This window comes from Burkholderia sp. LMU1-1-1.1 (assembly GCF_040675865.1).
Lineage (GTDB): Bacteria > Pseudomonadota > Gammaproteobacteria > Burkholderiales > Burkholderiaceae_D > Rugamonas.
Genome location: NZ_JBEGHG010000027.1, coordinates 1 through 19,233 on the forward strand (window position 1 = coordinate 1; position 19,233 = coordinate 19,233).

The 19,233-nt window shown below is 67.2% G+C and carries 13 protein-coding genes; 3 read left to right on the forward strand and 10 right to left on the reverse strand.

The window, feature by feature from the left end; translation table 11 throughout:
• Positions 1 to 430: 430 nt before the first annotated feature.
• Entirely contained in the window at positions 431 to 2,392 is a 1,962-nt protein-coding gene (locus tag MRBLMU1_RS21330; protein ID WP_363505405.1) for a sigma-54-dependent Fis family transcriptional regulator, read from the forward strand.
• 19 nt (positions 2,393 to 2,411) lie between these two features.
• Here the strand turns inward: MRBLMU1_RS21330 and MRBLMU1_RS21335 are convergent, their stop codons facing one another.
• The 7 genes from MRBLMU1_RS21335 to MRBLMU1_RS21365 all read right to left on the reverse strand — a co-directional run bounded on the left by MRBLMU1_RS21335 (position 2,412) and on the right by MRBLMU1_RS21365 (position 11,708).
• The gene (locus MRBLMU1_RS21335; protein WP_363505408.1) at positions 2,412 to 3,392 is read right to left on the reverse strand and encodes an FAD:protein FMN transferase; all 981 of its coding nucleotides are present in this window, start codon (positions 3,390 to 3,392) and stop codon (positions 2,412 to 2,414) included.
• A complete protein-coding gene (locus tag MRBLMU1_RS21340; protein WP_363505411.1) occupies positions 3,389 to 5,518 on the reverse strand; it encodes a 4Fe-4S binding protein in 2,130 nt (709 codons plus the stop codon). The genes MRBLMU1_RS21335 and MRBLMU1_RS21340 overlap by 4 nt, the downstream gene beginning before the upstream one ends.
• A complete protein-coding gene (locus MRBLMU1_RS21345; protein WP_363505414.1) occupies positions 5,518 to 6,675 on the reverse strand; it encodes a porin in 1,158 nt (385 codons plus the stop codon). Before MRBLMU1_RS21345 ends, MRBLMU1_RS21340 begins: the two co-directional genes overlap by 1 nt.
• A gap of 203 nt (positions 6,676 to 6,878) precedes the next feature.
• Positions 6,879 to 8,621, reverse strand: a complete 1,743-nt coding sequence (locus MRBLMU1_RS21350; RefSeq protein ID WP_363505417.1) for a PQQ-dependent methanol/ethanol family dehydrogenase — start codon at positions 8,619 to 8,621, stop codon at positions 6,879 to 6,881.
• Positions 8,622 to 8,660: 39 nt separating this feature from the next.
• Positions 8,661 to 9,035, reverse strand: coding sequence for a DUF779 domain-containing protein (locus MRBLMU1_RS21355; protein ID WP_363505420.1), 375 nt, complete (start codon positions 9,033 to 9,035; stop codon positions 8,661 to 8,663).
• Positions 9,036 to 9,037: 2 nt separating this feature from the next.
• Positions 9,038 to 10,558 (reverse strand): aldehyde dehydrogenase, encoded by a 1,521-nt coding sequence (gene adh, locus MRBLMU1_RS21360; protein WP_315222953.1) that lies wholly within the window; start codon positions 10,556 to 10,558, stop codon positions 9,038 to 9,040.
• Between the two features lie 205 nt (positions 10,559 to 10,763).
• Entirely contained in the window at positions 10,764 to 11,708 is a 945-nt protein-coding gene (locus MRBLMU1_RS21365; RefSeq protein ID WP_363505424.1) for a beta-propeller fold lactonase family protein, read from the reverse strand.
• Between the two features lie 116 nt (positions 11,709 to 11,824).
• Here MRBLMU1_RS21365 and MRBLMU1_RS21370 point away from each other — a divergent pair, with 116 nt between their 5' ends.
• Positions 11,825 to 13,939, forward strand: coding sequence for a TonB-dependent receptor family protein (locus MRBLMU1_RS21370; RefSeq protein WP_363505427.1), 2,115 nt, complete (start codon positions 11,825 to 11,827; stop codon positions 13,937 to 13,939).
• On the opposite strand, the gene MRBLMU1_RS21375 is transcribed toward MRBLMU1_RS21370, so the two are convergent.
• The 3 genes from MRBLMU1_RS21375 to pedF are packed head-to-tail and all read right to left on the reverse strand — an operon-like array spanning position 13,936 to position 17,484.
• Positions 13,936 to 16,167, reverse strand: coding sequence for a TonB-dependent receptor (locus tag MRBLMU1_RS21375; protein WP_363505430.1), 2,232 nt, complete (start codon positions 16,165 to 16,167; stop codon positions 13,936 to 13,938). The genes MRBLMU1_RS21370 and MRBLMU1_RS21375 overlap by 4 nt on opposite strands.
• Complete coding sequence (locus tag MRBLMU1_RS21380; protein WP_315222961.1) at positions 16,164 to 16,994, reverse strand: substrate-binding periplasmic protein; 831 nt, start codon at positions 16,992 to 16,994, stop codon at positions 16,164 to 16,166. Before MRBLMU1_RS21380 ends, MRBLMU1_RS21375 begins: the two co-directional genes overlap by 4 nt.
• A gap of 13 nt (positions 16,995 to 17,007) precedes the next feature.
• Positions 17,008 to 17,484 carry a cytochrome c-550 PedF gene (gene pedF / locus MRBLMU1_RS21385; RefSeq protein WP_315222963.1) on the reverse strand — a complete coding sequence of 159 codons (477 nt, stop codon included), beginning with the start codon at positions 17,482 to 17,484 and terminating at the stop codon, positions 17,008 to 17,010.
• 198 nt (positions 17,485 to 17,682) lie between these two features.
• On the opposite strand from pedF, the gene MRBLMU1_RS21390 reads away from it, so the two are divergent.
• Entirely contained in the window at positions 17,683 to 18,969 is a 1,287-nt protein-coding gene (locus tag MRBLMU1_RS21390; protein ID WP_363505435.1) for a GMC family oxidoreductase N-terminal domain-containing protein, read from the forward strand.
• Positions 18,970 to 19,233 lie beyond the last annotated feature (264 nt).

Consider the following 19,233-nt stretch of genomic DNA (forward strand, 5'->3'; position numbering starts at 1 on the left):
ATTTCATTACTTCTTGTGAACATTTGATATTTTAAGTATCGCGGAACCGAGGCTCCGCGTGCACTTTCATCAAACGTCCACACTTATCGACTGTTAATTTTTAAAGAACTTGTTCGGTACTGCTTGCACGCTTGACAAATCGTTTTGTTCATCAGCGCAGAAGGAAGAGTATGAAGCGTTTCGCCTATTTCGTCAACCTTCTTTTTCTTCCCGCTTCACTCTGCGACACGCTGTTTTGTGTGCACCGTTTTGCGAGGAGGCGAACTATAGCAAAGGTCGGATCGAACTGCCAAGATTTATTTTCCGCTGGCATCCCGTTTGCTTACAAACGGTTATAACAACGGCTGAGCAGTAAGCTTTTGCCCACGCGCCGCACAGGTGCTACATTAGAAGCAGAGCCGATAACGGCCGCCGGAGACTAGAGAACCATATGGAACGCCAGACTGCTCCAAATCTGAACACCTCGTCTGTCGGCGAGTCGTGGGCCGACAACATGCCCATCATCATAGAGACCTCGCATCAGCGATCCCAGCAATATGGGCTGCGCCCCGAATCGCCGCCGGATTTCTGTCCGCTGGCGCGCAACGACCTGTCGCTGCTGATCGAGCAAAATCGCCTGCTCCACGCCCACGCCATCCCGGCGATGGAGACGCTTTACCAGCAAATCGTCAACACCCACAACATGGTGATCCTGACGGACGCCAACGGCGTGATCGTCCACTCGCTGGGCGACGACGACTTCCTGGAAAAGGCCAGCCGCGTCGCGCTGCAGCCCGGCGTCGCCTGGTCCGAGCGTAGCCGCGGCACCAACGCCATCGGCACCGCCATCGCCGAACGCATGCCGGCGCTGGTCCACGCGGACCAGCACTACCTGACCGCCAACCACTTCCTGACCTGCTCCGCCGCGCCGATCGCCGACCACCTCGGCAGGGTGATCGGCGTGCTCGACGTCTCGGGCGACCAGCGCAGCTATCACAAGCACACCATGGCGCTGGTACGCATGTCGGCGCTGATGATCGAGAACCAGCTGTTCTCCGCCACCTTCGACGAAAGCATCACGTTGCACTTCCATGCGCGGCCGGAGTTCATCGGCACGCTGATGGAGGGCATCGCCTCCTTCAGCCCCGGCGGACGCTTCCTGGCGGCCAACCGCAACGGCCTGTTCCAACTCGGCCTGTCGTTCGCCGCGCTGCAGTCGCACACCTTCAGCTCCCTGTTCGGACTGCCGGTGTCGGCGCTGTACGACCACAACCGCACCGCGTCGCCCGGCCTGCTCGATCTATGCATGCACAGCGGCGTGCGGGTGTACGGGCGCGCGCAGCTGCGGCTCGCGAACACCGTGTTCCAGCAATCTCTGGCGCCGGAACGCGCGCCCCCGGCGACCAGCGCGGTGGCCGCCAACCAGGCCGCGGCCACCGCCCGCCGCCTGTCGGGCCTGCGCTACCTGCGCACCGGAGACCCGCAACTGGAACTGGTGATCGAAAAGGTCACCCGCGTGCTCGGACGCGACATCCCCATCATGATCATGGGCGAGACCGGCACCGGCAAGGAGCTGCTGGCGCAGGCGATCCACAACGATTCGCCGCGCGCGACGAGCCCCTTCGTGGCGGTCAACTGCGCGTCGATCCCAGAGACCCTGATCGAATCGGAGTTGTTCGGCTACGAGGACGGCGCCTTCACCGGCGCGCGCAAGAAAGGCGCGGTCGGCAAAATATTGCAGGCCAACGGCGGCACGCTGTTCCTCGACGAGATCGGCGACATGCCATTCAGCCTGCAGGCGCGCCTGCTGCGCGTGCTGCAGGAACGCATGGTCACGCCGCTGGGCAGCGACAAGTCGATCCCGGTGAACGTGGAGCTGATCTGCGCCACCAATCACAATCTGCGCGAGCGCATGGCGCGCGGATTGTTCCGCGAAGATCTCTACTACCGGCTCAACGGACTGGTGGTCAAGCTGCCGCCGCTGCGCGAGCGCACCGACCTTGAGACGGTGGTCAAGAAAATCCTGGCGTCGGAGTCCAACAACGGCCGTTACCACGTCTCCGACGAAATCCTTGGCCTGTTCCGCCGCCACCGCTGGCCCGGCAACTTCCGTCAGCTCACCAATCTGCTGCGCACCGCGCTCGTGATGGCCGGCGACGAACACGAGATCGGCCTGCGGCATATGCCCGACGACTTCCTCGACGATATAGAACATGAACCGGCGCGCGACGACCGCGCCGGCGCGGACGCCGGTGCCGCGCGCATGATGGCCAGCGGCGCCAACCTCGAAGAAATGGAGCAGTCGGTCATCGTGCGCTCGCTCGAGGCCCACGGCGGCAACGTCTCGGCCACCGCGCGCGCGCTCGGGGTGTCGCGCAACACGATCTACCGCAAGCTGCCCCACCTGAAGTAGCAAGGCGCCCATCGCCGCCTCAGGCGTCCGCCGGGAAACCGACCGTGCGCCGCTGCCGCCCGCGCTTATCGATCGCCATCAGGTCCACCGCCGGCAAGTGGGCCGCCAGCGCGCTGGCGCGCTCCCAGCCCATCACCATGAACGCGGTCGACAGGCCGTCCGCCAGCATCCCGGTCGGCGCCAGCACCGTCACGCTGGCCAATTCGGCGGGCGAGTCGCCCAGCGCCGGATCGAAGATGTGGTGGTGCCGGTGGTCCGGCGTGAAGCTGCATTCGTAGTCGCCGGACGTGGCCACGCTACAGCCTTGGGCGTACAGCATGGCGGCCAGCGCGCCGGGGTCGCGCGGATCGCGCACGCCCAGTATCCAGGGCCGGCCCCGCGCCTTTTGCCCGCGCGCGACAAACTCGCCGGTGTCGAGCAGCGCGTCGCGGATGCCGTGCGCCTGCACCGCCGCCAGCGCCTGGTCGGCGGCGTAGCCCTGCGCCAGGCCGTTGAGCGTCAACGCCATGCCTGGGCGGCCGAGGCGGACCAGTTCCGCGTCGAACGACAGGCGCCGCCAGTCGACCAGCGCCCGCACGCGATGGAGCTCGGCCTCCGCCGGCAGCGCGCCGCGCGCCGCCGCCTGCGAATAGAGGCGCCACAAGGGCTGCACCGTCACGTCGAAGGCGCCGCCGGTCAGCCGCGACAGCTCGGCGGCCTGCCCCAGCACCGCCAGCAGCCGCGGGTCGGGATGCGCCAGCACGCCGTCCCGGTTCAGCCGGTGCACCTGGCTGCCGGGGTGGTAAATGCTCATCAGCCGATCGATCTCGCACGCGGCCCGCAGGCCGTCGGCGATGGCGCGCGCCGCCAGCGCGGCGTCGGGATGCGCCACCGAGATGGAGATGGCGGTGCCGAAGGCGAGCGCCGCGCCGTGGTGCAAGGTGTCGTCCGTCGGCCACGCGCAGCCGGCCACGCCGGCCAGGGTGCCCACGGCGCTGGCGATGAAGGTTCGTCGTTTCATAGGCCGCTCCTCGCGGGATGTATCGGTATCGCGCGGCGGCGCTTGATTTCCACGATGCGCAATGCGCACAGCTCGTCGCTCTCGTAGACCACCACGCAATCCATGCACTGGAAGCACTCGTCGTAATCGACCTTGCCCGACGGTGCGATCGCCTGATAATCACAGCGGTGGCGGCAGGTCTGGCATGGCGCGCCGCACTCCTTGTGACGCGGTATCCAGTTCAGCAGGCGAAGCTTGCCCAGCAGCGCCAGCAAGGCGCCGAAGGGGCACAGGTAGCGGCAAAAGAACTTGTAGACCAAGCCGCTGGCCAGCAGCAGGCCCACCGCGTACGCGACATAGGGCCAGCCGCGCACGAAGTTCAGCGTGATGGCGGTCTTGAACGGCTCGAGCTCCACCAGCTTGTCGGTGACCGCGCTGGAAAGGAAGGCGCTGGCGACGATGCCGGCCAGCGCCACGTATTTGACGCGCTTGAGATGCGCGTCCAGCCGCGGTTTGATGCGCGGCCGCGGCACGTGCAGACGCCGCGCCAGCTTGCCGGTCAGCTCCTGCAGCGCGCCGAAGGGGCACAGCCAGCCGCAAAAAGTGCCGCGTCCCCAGATCAGCAGCGACACCGGCACGAATACCCACAGGGCCACCGTCATCGGATCGAACATCATGAACTCCAGGCCGCGGCGCGCCGTCAGCGCCTGGATCGCGCCGGTGAGGTTGACGATCGACAGCTGCCCCTGCGCGTAGTAGCCGATGAAACCGATCGTAAACAGCAGATAGGCGCGGCGGAACCAGTCGAAGCGGGCCGCGTGCGCCGTCAGGCGCTTGCGCATCGTCAGCGCGGCGGCCAGCACCAGCAGTCCGGCCGCCAGCGCGGCCAGCTCGAGGCGGCGTTCGCGCCAGACGCCCGGCCACGACTTGTCGCCGCCGTCGGCGGCGATCAACAGGTCGGCCGGCAGTTGATAGCGGATCGACAGCGTGCGGGTGATGCGCTCCGGGTAGACGATGCCCTTGTTGCGGGTGATCGGCAACGCCAGCTCGAACGGCGCCCCGGGATCCAGGCCGGCCTGGCCGATGACGCGCAGGATGATGACATTGTCGGCCGCCAGCGGCACCGCCAGCCGCACGTCCAGATCGAGGTCGCGCATATCGATGGGCAGCTTATCCTGCCGCAGCAGGATGCGCTCCGGTACGCTGCCGCGCACGAAGTCCTCGCCGGTGACGCTGTAACGCCCGGAGGAGATGACGATCAACGCGTGGTCGCCCGGCTCGAGGCGCCCGCGCAGCTTGTCCCAGCCGGCCGCCGTCAACAGGTTGCGGCCGATCGACGGCACCGACACGCAGGCCACGTACAGATCGATGAAGCTGTCGTCCGGACGGGCCAGCGCTTCGGCGTCGAGGCCGGCGCCGACGCCGCCGGCGAACAGCTGTTCGACCTCGCGGTTGCTCACGCGCAGACGCCGCAGCAACCCCGCACCGAGCATCCGCTCCACATCCATCGGCCGGAACACGTCCTGGCGCACGCGCGCGATCTGGTCCGGATCGCGCCCGCCGGCCAGGCCGAGCTTCTTGCGCGAGACTTTTAGCGCCGCCGCCAGCACGCTCTGGTTGATGATGCGCACCGACGCCGTCGCCTTGGAGACGCCGTCGATGTAGGCGTGCGCGGCATCCGGATGGCGCGCGCGGCGCACGCCGGTCTCGATGCTGATGGCCTGCCTCAGCGACAGCCCCTTGTACTGCGCGACGAACTGGCGCAGCGGCGCCTCGCCCAGGCCGTCGAGGAATACCGGCTCGTGATGCGACAGCACCTCGACGCCGAGGAAGCCGCCGCCGGCGTCGATGGCCACAATCAGGTTCAGCGGCACGCCCGCAAATCCGGGGATGGGCGCCAGGTCGATCGACTCGAACACGTAGCCCACCAGCTCCGTGGCCGTGGCGTTCTGGCGGAACAGGGGCCACACCGGCAGCTCGGCATCGCGCTCGCCCACCATCCACGGCGCGGGGAAGCGCTTGACCACATCGGCGCGCGCGAGCACGCCGGCGCGCGACGGCGTGGCGCCAAGCGCCAGCGCCAGCAAGCCGGCCAGCGCGCAAAGAAGGCAGCACAGCGCGCGCCGCCACTTCGAGGCGCGCGTCATCAGAAGAAGATGATGCCGCCCAGCGAGGCGCCGTTCATCCTGGCCTCGGCGCCGGTGAACGCCTTGGAACGGGTCTGGCCCACTTCGCCCACCAACGTGATCGCGCTGGTCAGCGACCAGTACACGCCGCCGGTCAGGTTGGCGTTGGACTTCAGGCCGAACGTGCCGGCGGTGTCGTCGTCGTTGCGGCTGATGCCGTAGCTCAGGCCAAGCTTGACCTTGTCCGCCGGCTTGTACGTCGCCTGCACGAAGTAGGCCTTGGACCTGGTGTCGCCCTGGTCGGCGTCGGACAGGATGCCGAGCCCCCTGCCGCCCTGGAAGTTGGCCAGCACGCCCAGCGCGCCGGCCTGGTACGACGCACCGGCCTCCACGCCCGCCATCGTGAAGTCGCGCACGCCGGGCGCGGTGGCGCTGAACTTTTGCGACTTCGCGCCCAGCCAGGTCTTGAAGCCGTCGGCGGCGTAGCTGACCTGCGCCTGGAACTGCGGACTGGTTTTCGCCGTGTACACCGGCGCCGCCACGATCGGCGTGTCGGCCACGGGGCTGACCAGCGCCGCGTCGAGGCCGAAGCCGCCAAGCGACGACTTCGGCGCGCTGTAGGCGATCTGTCCATAGTAGCCCACGTAGCTGTAGCCGGCGCCGATGTGGCCCAGCGTGACGCGTCCGCGCTGGGTGGCCTGCACCGGCGCGCCTGTGCCGATCAGCGTCATGTCGGCGAAGATTGCCGTGGCGCCGAAGATGCCGTTGTCGCGTCCCAGTTTGACGGTGCCCATGCGGTCGTTACCGAAGGTGAAGTAGGCCTGGCGCACGTCGACGCCGCTGTTGACGGCGATCGCGCTGTCGGTGGCGGTGGCGTTGTAGATGCCGATCAGCGCCTTGACGTCGTAGTCGCCCTGGCGCGACGTGGCCGACGTCACCAGCCCGTTCGGCAGCAGGCCGTTGCCGATGGTGGTGCGGTCCTTCTCGCCGCCGCAGCCGACCGCCTTGCCGCCCAGCGCCAGCCCGCCGACCGCGTCGCCGCTACACGACACCTGCGTGTAGTAGGCGTTGACGATGCCGCCCAGCGAGACGTTCCAGTCGCCGGCCTTGAAATCGGCCGCCCGCGCGCCCTGCGTCGCGGCGATGGCCAGCGCGCCCAGCATCACTACTGTCTTCATTTTTCGATCTCCCGTTATTGTTGTGCACATCGAACGATGTAAGCCTGTCATGGCAATTCGCGTGCCCACGCGCCGCCACGGGCGGCGCGGCGCCCCGCGCGCGCCTCCTGTGCCGGATCGGATCAATCGCGGTGTGACACTGTTCAGAAGTAGACCGAAAAAAAAAGGGCGGCCGAAGCCGCCCGAAAATTACAGGAACCGTGTTATTTGGAGGAGAGCTTGAACACCCACACCGAGCCGCCCTGCTCCAGGAAATTGACCTTCTTGGCCACCTCGCCGCCCCACAGCGGCACCGCGCCGCCCCAGCCGGAAACGACAGCCACGTATTGCGTATCGCCGTCCTGCCAGGTGACCGGCGGCGCCACCACGCCGGAGCCGGTCTGGAACTTCCACAGCTCTTTGCCCGACTTGGCGTCGAGCGCCTTGAGGTAGCCCTCCGGCGTGCCGTAGAACACCAGCCCGCCGGCGGTGGTCATCACGCCGCCCCACAGCGGCGCCGTGTTCTTGACCTCCCAGACGATCTTGCCGGACTTCGGATCGATCGCGCGCAGCGCGCCGATATAGTCGTCGAACAGGGGCCGGATGGTGAAGCCGGCGCCGAGGTAGGCCCCGCCCTTCTTGTAGCTGATCGGCTCGTTCCAGATGTCCATGCCCCACTCGTTGGCGGGCACGTAGAACAAGCCTGTCTGCTGGCTGTACGCCATTGGCATCTGGTTCTTCGCGCCGAGGAAGGCGGGCGCCGCGAACACCGTGCCGCCCTTCTTGCCCTCCTCGCCCTTGGTCGGATCGCCCGGGCGGTTGGCCGCGATGAAGTTCGGCCGGCCGGTCTTCAGGTCGATGCCCGACGCCCAGGTGATCTTCTTGACGAACGGGAAGGCGTTGTGCAGCTTGCCGGTGCTGGCGTCGTTCACGTAGAAGAAACCGTTGCGGTCGGCCTTGCCGCCGAACCGCTTGCCGTCCATGTCGAAGGTGACGAATTCATTGGCGCCGTCGAAGTCCCACGAATCGTTGGGGGTGTTCTGGTAGGCCCACTTGATCTGGCCGGTCTTCACATCCAACGCCACGGTGGACGACGAGTACAGGTTGTCCCCGGGGCGTAGATGGCTGTTCCACGGCGCCGGATTGCCGGTGCCGAAGTAGGCCAGGCCGGTCTTGGCATCGTAGGTCCCGCCCATCCAGGTCGAGGCGCCGCCGGTCTTCCACAGCTCCCCCGGCCAGGTCTTGTTCAAGGTGCCGGTGACGTCGTTGTCGCTTTCCTTGCCGTCCTTGTCGTAGCGGTGGCCCATATGGCCCTCGACGGTGGGACGGGTCCATAGCAGATCGCCGGTCAGCGGATTGCGCGCCTCGACCCGGCCGACGACGCCGAACTCGCCGCCGGAGACGCCCGTCAGCAGCACGCCGTCGGCGATCAACGGCGCGGCCGTCATCGAATAGCCGGCGGCATAGTCGTCGACCTTCTCCTTCCAGACGATCTTGCCGGTGTCCTGGTCGAGCGCCACGAGCTGCGCGTCGAGCGTGCCGAAGATGACCAGGTTGCCGTACAACGCGGCGCCGCGGTTGACCACGTCGCAGCACGGCATGATGCCGTCGGGCAGGCGGTGCTCGTACTTCCACAGCTTGGCGCCGGTTTTCAGATCGATCGCGAAGATGCGCGAATACGACGCGGTGACGAACATCTTGCCCTTGTAGATCAGCGGCTGCGACTCCTGGCCGCGCTGCTTTTCGCCGCCGAACGAGAACGACCACGCCGGCACCAGCTTGGCGACGGTCTTGGTGTTCACCTGCGCCAGCGGCGAGTAGCGCTGGCCCTCCGAACCCAGGCCGAACGACAGCACGCTGTCGGTGCTGGTGGCCGCGTTCTTGAGCATGGCCGTGGTGACATCGGCCGCCTGCGCCAGCGTCAGGATCGAGATCCCCGCCAACGATGCGATGACTAATTTTTGCACAATCTTCTCCGGTTATTATGATTTTTATCTGCCGCCGCGTTACCGCGCCGGCGGTGGCAGGGCCGCCAGCTCCTCGTCGCTGAACAGGCGCGAACGGGTCAGGAAGCGCCGGCCGGTGCCGTTGTCGAGCGAGAACATGCCGCCGTTGCCGTCGACCACGTCGATGATCAACTGCGTGTGTTCCCAATACTCGAACTGCTCGCGCCCCATGTAGAACGGCGTCCCGTCCAGGTTGCCGAGATAGACATCGGTGTCGCTGATATCGAACTCGCCCGCCGGATAGCACATCGGCGCGCTGCCGTCGCAGCAGCCGCCCGACTGGAAGAACAGCAGCGGACCGTGGCGGCGGCGCAGCCCGGCGAGCATGTCGAGCGCCGCCGGGGTCGCCGTGACGCGGGGGATCGCGGCGGGCATGGCTAGAAGAAGCCGAGCGCGTTCGGGCTGTAGCTGACCAACAGGTTCTTGGTCTGCTGGTAGTGGTCGAGCATCATCTTGTGGTTCTCGCGGCCGATGCCCGACTGCTTGTAGCCGCCGAACGCGGCGTGCGCCGGATACAGGTGGTAGCAGTTGGTCCAGACGCGGCCGGCCTGGATGGCGCGGCCGACGCGGAAGGCGCGCGAGCCGTCGCGCGTCCACAGGCCGGCGCCCAGGCCGTACAGCGTGTCGTTGGCGATGCGCAGCGCGTCCGCCTCGTCCTTGAAGGTGGTCACCGACACCACCGGCCCGAAGATCTCCTCCTGGAAGATGCGCATCTTGTTGTCGCCCTTGAAGACGGTGGGGCGCACGTAGTAGCCGTCCTTCAAGTCGCCGCCCTGCACATTGCGTTCGCCGCCGGCCAGCAGCTGCGCGCCCTCCTGCTTGCCGATGTCGATGTACGACATGATCTTCTCGAGCTGCTCGTTCGACGCCTGCGCGCCGAGCATGGTGCCGGCGTCGAGCGGGTTGCCCTGCTTGATCGCGGCCACGCGCGCCAGCGCGCGCTCGATGAATTTTTCGTAGATCGATTCCTGGATAAGCACCCGCGACGGACAGGTGCACACCTCGCCCTGGTTCAGCGCGAACATCGCGAAGCCCTCCAGGCACTTGTCGAAGAAGGCGTCGTCGGCGTCCATCACGTCCTCGAAGAAGATGTTGGGCGACTTGCCGCCCAGTTCCAGCGTGACCGGGATCAGGTTCTGCGCGGCGTACTGCATGATCAGGCGCCCGGTGCCGGTCTCGCCGGTGAAGGCGATCTTGGCGATGCGCTTGTTCGACGCCAGCGGCTTGCCCGCCTCCAGGCCGTAGCCGTTGACCACATTGAGCACGCCCGGCGGCAGCAGGTCGCCGATCACCTCCAGCAGCACCATGATCGAGGCGGGGGTCTGCTCGGCGGGCTTGAGCACCACGCAGTTGCCGGCGGCCAGCGCCGGCGCCAGCTTCCACACCGCCATCAGGATCGGGAAGTTCCACGGGATGATCTGGCCGACCACGCCGAGCGGCTCGTGGAAGTGGTAGGCGTAGGTCTCGGCGTCGATCTGCGCCACCGAGCCCTCCTGGGCGCGGATGCAGCCGGCGAAATAGCGGAAATGGTCGACCGCCAGCGGGATGTCGGCGGCGGTGGTCTCGCGGATAGGCTTGCCGTTGTCGATGGTCTCGGCGGTGGCGATCAGCGCCAGGTTGGCTTCGATGCGGTCGGCGATCTTGTTAAGGATGTTGGCGCGCTCGGTCTGCGAGGTCTTGCCCCACGCGTCCTTGGCCGCGTGGGCGGCGTCCAGCGCCAGCTCCACGTCCTCGGCGGTGGAGCGCGCCACCTCGCAGAACACCTGGCCGGTGATCGGCGTGATGTTGCCGAAGTACTGGCCCTTGACCGGGGCGACGAATTTGCCGCCGATGTAATTGTCGTAGCGCGCCTTGAATGGGTTGGCTACGCCTAGTTTGCTGATGTCTGCGAGATCCATGTCGTCCTCTTTCTGCTGTGGTTATGAGGCCGCTCCGTGGCGGAGCGGCGGTCGCTGGTGCGTAGACTCTTTTTCGCAAGCACCGTGCCAGCACCGTCGTGGCCCGCGCGGAGAGGGGAAAGCCCGGCCGGCGGGGCATTGCGCGCCGCGCCGGCTGTTCATATTTGGAACAGGTGTCATCCTATGGAGCAGCGCGGCCGGCGGCTCAGCGGATCACCACCCCCCAGGGCAGTTCGCCGACGGCGACGTCTGCGCGCCTGGCCGCGGCGGCCGTATCGATGACCGAAACGCTGTCGGAGCGGCCGTTGGCGACATACAGCTTGGCGCCGTCCGGCGTCAGCGCCATGTTCCACGGGCGCTTGCCGACGGCGATGGTCGCCACTACCGTGTTGCTAGCGGTGTCGATCGCCATCACGCTGGCGTCGATGCCGTTCGAGACGTAGACCCGGCTGCCGTCGGGATGGACGGCGATGCCGTTGGCGTTGCGCCCGGCCGGCACCCGCGCCACCGCCGCCAGCGTCGCCATGTCGATCACGTAGACCGCGTTGGCCAGCTCGCAGGCCACATAGGCGCGGGCGCCGTCGGGGCTGAAGCCCATGCCGCGCGGGCGCAGGCCGACGGCGATCGAACCGCTCTGGCGGCGCGCCGCGACGTCGATCACGTCGACCTGCTCCGCCTCCTCGGCGCTGACCAGCAGCCAGCGGCCGTCCGGACTGAACACCGCGTGTTCGGGATTTTTCCCGCGCACTGGAATATCGGCCAGCACCCTGCCTTCGTGCGCGTCGATCAGCGCGACGCTGTTGCCCTCCTCTACCGCGACGGCGACGTAGCGGCCGTCCGCCGAGGCGCCCACGCCCTCGGGTGACTTGCCAAGCGCGATCGACCGCGTCACCGCGCCGCTGGCGGCGTCGATCACCAGCAGCGCGCCGGCGGCGGCGTCGGTGACGAACAGCCGCGCGCCACGCGGATCGGCGGCGATGCCGCGCGGCCGCTTGCCGGCGGGGATCTGGCGCAGCACGGTGTCGCTGGCGGTGTCGATGACGCTGATGGAACCGGATTTCTCGTTCGGCACATAGGCCAGCGGCGCGGCAAAGGCCGGCGCGGCCAGCAGCGCGACGACGAGGCGGGAGAGCAAGCGCAGGTTGTTCATAAAATCGCCTTTCAGGGTAAATGCGGTTACGGTTGCAAGCGTCGTGCCACAAACACCGGATGGCAGGTATATTGCTTACCGGTCGTCATTACAACGACCAAAAACACGGAGACAACATGAAGCAAGCCTTTTTCCCCCTCAACGCGGTGGCGGCGTTGTTCGCCCTCGGCGGCGGCGCCATGGCGGCCGACCTGGCCGAGGTGCCGGCCGACGTGGTGGTGGTCAGCGCCACCCGCGTGGGCCACACGGTGTTCGACATGCCCGCCTCGGTCGACGTGCTGGACGCCGCGCGCATCCGCGACGGCCAGGCGCGCGTCAACGCCAGCGAGGCATTGGCGGCGGTGCCGGGCCTGGTGGCGCAAAACCGCCAGAACTACGCCCAGGACCTGCAGATCTCCTCGCGCGGCTTTGGCGCCCGCTCGGCCTTCGGGGTGCGCGGCGTGCGCTTGATCGCCGACGGCATCCCGGCCAGCATGCCGGACGGCCAGGGCCAGGCGGCCACCTTCAATCTGGACATGGCCGAGCGCATCGAAGTGCTGCGCGGGCCGTTCTCCGCTCTGTACGGCAACCACTCCGGCGGCGTGATCCAGATGTTCACGCGCGACGGCGAGGGTGCGCCGGCGATCGAGACCACGCTCACCGCCGGCAGCTACGGCAGCCGCAAGGCCGACCTGAACGCGCAGGGCAAGCAGGCCGGCATCGGCTATGTGCTCGACGCCTCGCGCTTCGAGACCGACGGCTACCGCGCCCACAGCGCCGCGACCCGCGACCAGGCGTTCGCCAAACTGACCCTGACGCCGCTGGCGGGGGCCAGCCTGACCATCGTCGCCAGCGCGCTGCGCCAGGACGACACCCAGGACGCGCTCGGCGTCAGCTGGGCCACCTACCTGCGCGACCCGCGCGCCGGCGAAACCGACGCCGCCGACCCGCAAAGCCCGAAGCGCACCCTGGCCGACCGCTACGACACCCGCAAGAGCATCGACCACCAGCAGATCGGCGCCAGCTGGGAGCAGCGCTTCGGCGAGGACCGCCTGCGCGCGACCGTCTATGGCGGCAACCGCGGCGTGATCCAGTACCAGGCGTTTTCCAAAGCCTTCCAGGCGCCGGCCAGCCACTCGGGCGGCGTGGTCGATTTCGAGCGCGACTTTTACGGCGCGGACCTGAACTGGCTGCACGTCAGCCAGCTGGCGGGCGGAAAGCTCGGCACCACGGTCGGCCTGGAATACGGCCGCTCCAGCGACGCGCGCCAGGGCTTCGAGAACTTCATCGGTACGCGCTTCGGCGTCAAGGGCGCGCTGCGGCGAGACGAGACCGACAAGGTCACCAGCGTCGATCCCTACGTTCAGGCGGAATGGGAGGCCGGCGCCTGGATGCTGAGCGCGGGCCTGCGCCACAGCACCGTGAAAATCTCGGTGGACGACCATTTCCGCGGCAACGGCGACGATAGCGGCAGCCTCGATTTCAGCCACACCACACCGGTGCTGGGCGTGCTGTATAAACTGGCGCCGACGCTGAACGTCTACGCCAGCTCCGCGCGCGGCTTCGAGACGCCGACTCTCAACGAGCTGTTTTACTCGGGCGGAGGCGGCGGCTTCAACTTCCGGCTGCGGGCGGCGCAAAGCACGCACCTGGAGGCCGGCGTCAAGGCCCGGCTGAACACCGGCACGCGGATCAACGCCGCCGTGTTCCAGGTCCGCACCCGCGACGAGCTGGTGGTCGACAGCAGCGGTGGCGGACGCACCAGCTACCGCAACGCCGGCCGCACGCTGCGCCAGGGGTTCGAGCTGTCGCTCGACAGCGCGTGGCGCCACGGCCTGAGCACGCGCGTGGCGTTGACCACCCTGCGCGCCGTCTACGACGAGGCCTTCGGTGTGGTCCTGCAAGGCAGCCGGCTGCCCGGCGTCCCCAACGCCAACGCCTACGCCGAACTGGCCTGGAAAGAGGCCGGCGGCCGCTTCGGCGCCGCGCTGGAGGGTATCGCCAGCGGCAAGATCTACGCGGAGGACAGCAATACCGAGCAACCGGCGCCCGGCTACGGCGTGCTCAATGCGCGCGTCACCGCCAGCCAGCAATGGCGCGGCTGGCGCTTCAAGCAGTTCGCGCGGGCGAACAATCTGACGGACCGGCGGTACGTGGGATCGCTGATCGTCGGCGACACCAACAAACGCTTTTACGAAGCGGCCCCCGGCCGCAACTGGCTGCTGGGCGTCGGCGCCCAGTACCAGTTCTAGAAACGGTAGCGCAGCCCGGCCGCCACCGAGCGCGGCGCGCCGGGTGCGACAAAGCGCGCCATCCCGGCCTCGCCGCCACCGGGCGGCGCCAGGGCGCCATTGGGGAACATGTCCACCCCGACCGCGCCGTAGCTTTCGTAACGGCGGTCCGCGAGGTTGGTCACGCGCGCGTACAACTCCCATTTCGGCGCCGGACGGTAGGTGGCGTGCGCGTCCAGCAGCGCGTGGCCGCGGATGCGCCAGTCGCGCCCCGCCGACGCGGCGGCGCCGTCCTCGTCGCCCTGGGTGGCCATGTCGGAGGTCGCCACCAGGTCCGCGCCCAGCGTCAGCGCCGGCGTCGCGCTCCACTCCAGTCCCAGCTTGGCCGTATTGCGCGGCAGTCCGGCGAGACGGGTGCCGGGCACGATATGGACGTCGCGCGTGCCGCTGAACAGATCGCCCCGCGCGTCGTAGGTCGCGTCCAGATAGCTGTAGTTCAGCCGCACGGACCACGGGCCGGCGCGGCCGGTGACGCCCAGGTCCACGCCCTGGTGGCGGGTACGGGCGAAATTGGCAAAGTAGCCTTGCTGCGCCAGCGCGGCGCTGCGGAACAGGATGTCGTCGCGATTCACGGTGCGGTACAGCGACAGCGACGCCGTGTCGCCACGCGCGCCCCGCCAGCGCACGCCCGCTTCGGCGGTGCGCGAGACCACCTGCTTCAGAAAGGGGTCCGATTGCAGCCCCACCGGCAGACGGCAGGGCCGCTCCGGATCGGCGCAACCCAATTCGATCACCGTCGGCACGCGGTTGCTCTGCGACAGGTTGGCGAACAGCGTCGCGCCGCCGGCCACCCGGCGCGCGATACCGATGGCGGGATTGAGCTTGCGGTAGTCGAACGTTTCGCGCGGCTGCGTCTCCTCGTCGCGGCGTAGCTGGTTGCCCACTCTGGCATGGTTGTACCGCGCGGAGACGGTCAGCCAGGTGTCGGGTGCCACGGTCCATGTGTCGGCGGCGTACAGGCCGGCCGCGCGGGCGGCGCCGTCGACCGAGGAACCGGCCTCGCGTTCCGCCTCCGCATCCACGACGACCGAACGGTCGGGGGCGAAGTCCGCTTCCCGCTCGTACTGCGCGAAGCCCACGGTGCCGCGGTCGAAGGTCAGGCCCGCCGCCAGCTGGTGCGAGTCGGCATGCCTGCTGAACTGCGCGCTGAAACCATGGCTGCTCTGCCGGGTCGACGTGGTGTTGTAGGACGCCGCGTGCGCGCTCTCGCCCTCGGCATAGTCGTCGTTGATGTCGCCGTTGACGGTGTCGCGCCGGCTGCCGCGCGCATACAGCGCGACGGCCAGCTCGGTGTGGCCGTCGAAGCGGTGCGTCAGGTCGAAGACGATCTGGCGCAGGCGGTTGCGCGTTTCGTCGGGCGAAGTATAGACGGCACGGCGATCGTCCCCGTACAAGGCCTCGGGGAGCAGGCCGTTGCCTATCAGCCGACTGCTCGCCGCCAGCAGCGCGACGCTCCAGTCGTTGTCGCCGGCGGTGCCGGCCAGCTTGGCGTAGACATTGCCCAGCCGTCCGTCGGAATGGTCGCGCCAGCCGCGGTCGTGGAAGGTGGTGGCGGCGATGAATGCATTCCACCGCCCGCCGCTGTCGGCGCTATCGTAACCGTAAGCGATGTCGGCGCGGCGCCGGCCGTTGCTGGCGGTCGATACGTCGGCGTCCACGCCGGGCTGGCTTTTACCGGTTTTGGTCGCCAGCACCAGCGCTCCGCCCAGCGTGTTGAGCCCATACAGCGGATTCGATCCCGGCGCGAGCATGATGCCGCCGATCGCCGCCTCGGGCAGCATGTCCCAGTTGACGACATCGCCGAACGGCTCGTTGACGCGCACGCCGTCCAGATACACCGAGATGCCTTGCGATGAACCGAGCACCGGCGACGCGCGGAAGCCGCGGTAGGTGATGTCGTTCTGGAACGGGCTGCCGGCGATCTCGTTGACGTTCACCCCCGTCAGGTTACGGGCCATGAACTCGCCGAGATTGCGGCCGGCCGGGGCGTCGAGCGCGCGCCCGCCGGCCGTCTGCACCTGGTACGGCAGCTGGTTGCGGTCCGTGCCGATACCGGGCAACGGCGCCACGCCAACGATATCGACCGACAGCACTGACGCCGCCGGATAGGTCGCCGGCGCGCTGTCGTCGGCCGCCGCGCCGGCGCAGGCGAACAGCACGCCCGCCGCCACCACCGCGCGCTGCCTCATGGCGCCTGCTCGTGCACACCATACCTGGCGAAAATGGCTTTCAGCTCGCCACTGGCCTTCATCTCGTTGACGGCCGCCTGCAGCAGTTTCGCCATCTCGAGATCGTCCTTGCGCACGGCCATGCCGACCGCCCATCCGGCACGCGGCAGGCGCTGAAAGGCGACCTCGTTCAACGGGAAGGCCGGATCGTCGCGGAACACGGCGTCGATTTCCGAACGGTTGGCCAGCACGGCGTCGAGCTGGCCGGCCTTGAGCTGCGCCAGCGCCTCGGCCGCCGTATCGAAAATGCGCACCTTGTCGCGGAAGCGGCCATTCCCTTCACCCAGCAACACCATCGCCGCGATGGAGACCTTTTCGACGCCGACGGTTTTGCCGGCCAATGCATCGATGCCGTCGAAGGCCGGCATCGCGCGCGCGCTGCGCACCAGCCGCACCGTCTCCACATGGTAGGGTGCGAAGATGGCGACCTTGTCGTTCTCGTTCATCAGCAGCGGCTCGACCGGCACATGCAGCATCACGTCGGCGGGACCATAACCGAGGTAATGCCCCTTCCACACCATGTTGCGCAGGTCGTCGCCGAGGTTTTCACCGGCTGGAAACGGCAGCAGGCTGAGTTTGAGGCCCAGCTTCGTCGCCAACGCCTGCGCGACGTCCACGTCTATGCCTGCGCCACGCTCGGAAAAGGGCGCGAACTGGTCGTACACGGCCACCTTCAGCGATCCGGACTGGCGTATCTTTTCCCAGTCGGCATGGGCGGGGGCGGCCGCGCCCAGTAGAGCGGCGGCCATCGGAATCAGCGCGGCGGCGCGCCAGCGGGCGATCGGCATGATGGGCTCCCGATTATTTGGCGGCGTCGCGGCGGGCTTCCAGATAGGTCTTGATGGCCCACATGGCCTCCTGGTTGAAGACACCCTCGAACGGCGGCATATACACCGCGCCGTTGCGCACCTTGCCATGCCGGATCGAGCTCAGATAGTAGTTGTCGGTCTCCTTGTAGCAGGCCTTTTTCTTGGTCTCGTTTTTGACGTCGGTGCAGTCGCGGTCCATCAGGCGCAGATCGGGCGCGATGCCGCCGGTGACCGCCTCCAGGCCGTGGCAGCGCGCGCAGTTCTGGTTGTAGGCGGATGAACCGATCTTCAACGCCAGCGGATTACCGCGGTATGGGTTCTGGTCGAGCCACTTTTCACCGAGCGCCGTCAGGCCGGTGGTGTCGACCGCCTGCGGCACCACGTTGCCGTGGGCGTAGACGGACAAGGAAGTGAAGGCCACCGCCGCGAGCACGGTGGTGGCGGCGAGAATGCGGAATGGATGATGCATGATGTCTCCTGGCTGGTTTTAAGATTTATACAGTCATTGAGCAAACGCCATGCCACGCCCGCACCCCCGGTGATTCGGCGTCGCCTGTTCCAATTTGGCACAAGTGTCACAACCGGTTGTTCAACGCGGCGCCGGCGCATCGTGGGATAGAATGGGATGGTGCGCTTGCACCAGCCGCTTTCAAATACCCAACAACCCATGAGCCAGCCCAGCACCGAGAACTATGACGCCATCATTGTTGGCAGCGGCCCGGGCGGCGCCAGCGTCGCGCGCGAATTGGCGCGGCGCGGCCTGCGCGTGCTGGTGCTGGAACAGGGCAGCGCGGTGCCACTGCAAGGCACGCTGTCGCAGATGGCCGGCATCGCCGCCGTTCCCGGCAAGGGCGCGTTCATCCACCGCGACGCTTCGCTGCTGGTCAGCGGCGTGGCCGCAGGCGGTACGTCGACGATCAACTTCGCCACCGCCGCGCCGCCGCCGTTGCCCATGTTCGCCGCCCACGGCATCGATCTGGCGCCGGCATTGGAATCGCTGCGCGCCGAGTTGCCGATGGCGCCGCTACCGGACGAGCTGATCGGCCCGATGGCCAAGCGCATCCAGCAAGGCGCCATGGCGCGCAAGCTCGGATGGCGCAAGCTCGACAAACTGATCCGCCCGCAGTCATGCCGCACCGGTTGCTGGCGTTGTGTCTATGGTTGTCCGTTCGGCGCCAAGTGGACCGCCCGGGATTTCATCGATGAAGCCGTTCAGCTTGGCGCGGTCCTGATCGACCAGGCCAAGGTGGAGCAAGTGATCGTGGAACACGGCCGTGCGACCGGCGTGCGCTATCGGCGGGATGGTGAAATGCACCAGGCGTTCGGCGCGAACGTGGTGTTGGCCGGAGGCGGTATCGGCAGTCCGCGTCTGTTGCATCGTTCCGGTCTACACGCGGAAAGCAGCGCTTTCTTCAGCGATCCGGTGATCGCGGTGATGGGCGTGGTGGATGATATCGACGGCGGTGCCGAGGTGCCGATGGCGGCCGGGATGTATCTGCACGAGGAAGGTATTGCGCTGGCGGATATGACGTTGCCCAAGCCGATGTATCAGGCATTCGCGGCGCAGGTCGGGCGGTTTGACCGGCTGATGTCGCATGCGAAGACGCTGACTTTGATGGTGAAGATACGTGACGATATCGGTGGGGGTATCGGGCCGCGCTGGGTGGATAAGACGTTGACCGCCGGCGATCGTGCCAAGCTGGCGACCGGGGTTGGCATGGCGCGCGAGATCCTACGGGCGGCCGGGGCGAAAAAGATCTTTAAAAGCTGGCATTTCGCTGCGCATCCTGGCGGGAGTTTGCGTATTGGCGAGGTGGTTGATAGTGATTTGCAGACCAAGACGCGGAATTTGTTTGTTTGTGATGCTTCGGTGATTCCCGGACCTTGGGGATTGCCGCCGACGTTGACGTTGCTTTGTCTTGGCAAGCGCTTGGGGGCAAATCTGGTTGCGTGACGCGAAGACACGTAGGGCGGATTAGGCGGAACGCCGTAATCGGCCATCTTTGATCCGTTGGCGGCGCATGCATGGCCGATTACGCTGCGCTAATCCGCCCTACGTGTCTCCAGATGTATTTTAGGACACGGGCCGCAGACGCAAAAAAGCCCACCAGGATCACCTGGTGGGCTTCTTCTTATAACTAGCCTGACGATAACCTACTTTCACACTGGTTGCAGCACTATCATCGGCGCAGAGTTGTTTCACGGTCCTGTTCGGGAT

Bases quoted from the DNA above. Each gene is read 5' to 3' on its own strand.
- MRBLMU1_RS21330 (WP_363505405.1), top strand. From the start codon at position 431: ATGGAACGCCAGACTGCTCCAAATCTGAACACCTCGTCTGTCGGCGAG.
- MRBLMU1_RS21335 (WP_363505408.1), bottom strand. From the start codon at position 3,392: ATGAAACGACGAACCTTCATCGCCAGCGCCGTGGGCACCCTGGCCGGC.
- MRBLMU1_RS21340 (WP_363505411.1), bottom strand. From the start codon at position 5,518: ATGACGCGCGCCTCGAAGTGGCGGCGCGCGCTGTGCTGCCTTCTTTGC.
- MRBLMU1_RS21345 (WP_363505414.1), bottom strand. From the start codon at position 6,675: ATGAAGACAGTAGTGATGCTGGGCGCGCTGGCCATCGCCGCGACGCAG.
- MRBLMU1_RS21355 (WP_363505420.1), bottom strand. From the start codon at position 9,035: ATGCCCGCCGCGATCCCCCGCGTCACGGCGACCCCGGCGGCGCTCGAC.
- adh (WP_315222953.1), bottom strand. From the start codon at position 10,558: ATGGATCTCGCAGACATCAGCAAACTAGGCGTAGCCAACCCATTCAAG.
- MRBLMU1_RS21365 (WP_363505424.1), bottom strand. From the start codon at position 11,708: ATGAACAACCTGCGCTTGCTCTCCCGCCTCGTCGTCGCGCTGCTGGCC.
- MRBLMU1_RS21370 (WP_363505427.1), top strand. From the start codon at position 11,825: ATGAAGCAAGCCTTTTTCCCCCTCAACGCGGTGGCGGCGTTGTTCGCC.
- MRBLMU1_RS21375 (WP_363505430.1), bottom strand. From the start codon at position 16,167: ATGAGGCAGCGCGCGGTGGTGGCGGCGGGCGTGCTGTTCGCCTGCGCC.
- MRBLMU1_RS21380 (WP_315222961.1), bottom strand. From the start codon at position 16,994: ATGCCGATCGCCCGCTGGCGCGCCGCCGCGCTGATTCCGATGGCCGCC.
- pedF (WP_315222963.1), bottom strand. From the start codon at position 17,484: ATGCATCATCCATTCCGCATTCTCGCCGCCACCACCGTGCTCGCGGCG.
- MRBLMU1_RS21390 (WP_363505435.1), top strand. From the start codon at position 17,683: ATGAGCCAGCCCAGCACCGAGAACTATGACGCCATCATTGTTGGCAGC.